General features: G+C 24.3%; 2 protein-coding genes. Both read left to right on the top strand.

Going from position 1 to position 1636, the window contains the following annotated elements; translation table 11 throughout:
- Positions 1-978, top strand: a 978-nt coding sequence (locus tag E6A48_RS11995; RefSeq protein WP_258018576.1) for a DUF2971 domain-containing protein, incomplete at its 5' end; no start/stop codon positions are given.
- A gap of 51 nt (positions 979-1029) precedes the next feature.
- The gene (gene purE / locus E6A48_RS08060; RefSeq protein ID WP_219709561.1) at positions 1030-1518 is read left to right on the top strand and encodes a 5-(carboxyamino)imidazole ribonucleotide mutase; all 489 of its coding nucleotides are present in this window, start codon (positions 1030-1032) and stop codon (positions 1516-1518) included.
- Positions 1519-1636: the final 118 nt, after the last annotated feature.

The raw sequence follows: 1636 nt of genomic DNA, 5'->3' as shown, positions 1-1636 counted from the left end.
TTAACATGTAATTATAATCAAAAAATAATAATATATACAGAAATAGTTGAATCTTTATATCTAAATAAAGAAATATTTGAAATTGAGAAATTGTATAATAAGTTATCAAGAATATATAAAAAGTTTTTTTACAATTATGATATATATACAAATAAATTATTGTCATTATATGTTTCTTTTATATCAAAACTTAAAATAAAAGCGGACTTTAATTTTATATATGGACTAATACTAAAAGATTTTAATTCAAATTTAAATGATGAAATAAAAAATAATACTTTATATAATTACACAATACTTGATAAAGATAGATTAAAGAGTGTTTTGAATGGTCAATTATGGGTTGGAAATACAAATAAATTTAATGATCCTATTGATCCTCTTATTAAAAAAAATAGAGATAATGAAGCATATAATTACTTATTAGAAAAAATAAAAGTATCTTGTTTGACTACGCATAATGATAATACTTTAATGTGGAGTCATTATTCTGATAAACATCAGGGTATATGTATTGAATATGATATTAGTAATATATCTAAAAGGAAAGAAATTATTTTTAAAAAAATTAAGTATCATACTAAAATGAATAGATATAATTCATTTACAAGTAATGATGATTTAACAATTAGAAATTTTGTTTTAGATGAATATACAGAAATAAATTATATCATAGAATCATTTGCTATAAAATCTAAAGAATGGGAATATGAAGACGAATATCGTATACTTTTTTATGATGAAGAAAATAAAAATCCTAATGGTAGAAGTATTGATTTACAAATAAAAAGTATTTGTTTCGGTGTAAAGACTTCAGATGATGATAAAGAGCTTGTATACAATATAGTGAATTCTATCAATGAAAAAAGGCTTGATTATAATAATGATATAATTAAACTCTATCAGGCTGAACTAGATGACAATGAGCTTTTTAAAATTAATATCAAGCCTTATAAACACAAAAATATTGATAAATAAACAATAGAATATATAATTATTTCAAAATTTTTATTTATAGGAGTTATCTACATGAAAGTAGCTATTATTTTTGGAAGCAGAAGCGATACTGATAAAATGAAGAATGCTGCCTTATGTTTAAAAGAGTTTGGTATTGAATATAAGGCTTTTGTATTGTCTGCTCATAGAGTGCCTGAACATCTTGATAAAACTATTAAAGATATAGAAAATCAAAACTTTGAAGTGATAATTGCTGGTGCTGGTCTTGCTGCTCATTTACCTGGTGTTATAGCTTCTAAAACAATACTTCCTGTAATAGGGGTACCTATTAGTGCTAGTGTACTTGATGGAATGGACGCTTTACTTTCTATAGTGCAAATGCCAAAGCCCATAACTGTTGCTACGGTTGGTATAAATAATTCTTATAATGCTGGTATGCTTGCTGTTGAAATGTTGTCTTTAAAATATGAGAGTGTGAGGAATAAATTAATAGAATATAGAAAGAAGATGAAAGAAGATTTCATATCAGATAACGAGAAGCCAATAGATTTTGGTATTTAGTAGAGTTTTTTAAACATATCGTCGAGGATTAAATATAAAATTTCTGAAATATATTTATTTACACTTATACTTAAAGAATAATTTTCTATCAACTTTTTCCCGTGTACGAGCTGTACCA

The organism is Brachyspira pilosicoli, assembly GCF_019402445.1.
Classification (GTDB): Bacteria; Spirochaetota; Brachyspiria; order Brachyspirales; family Brachyspiraceae; genus Brachyspira; species Brachyspira pilosicoli_B.
The sequence above is the reverse complement of the archived record's forward strand: the minus strand, read 5'-3'. Positions and strand labels throughout refer to the sequence as shown.

Coding starts and splice junctions, on each gene's coding strand:
- purE (WP_219709561.1), top strand. CDS start 1,030: ATGAAAGTAGCTATTATTTTTGGAAGCAGAAGCGATACTGATAAAATG.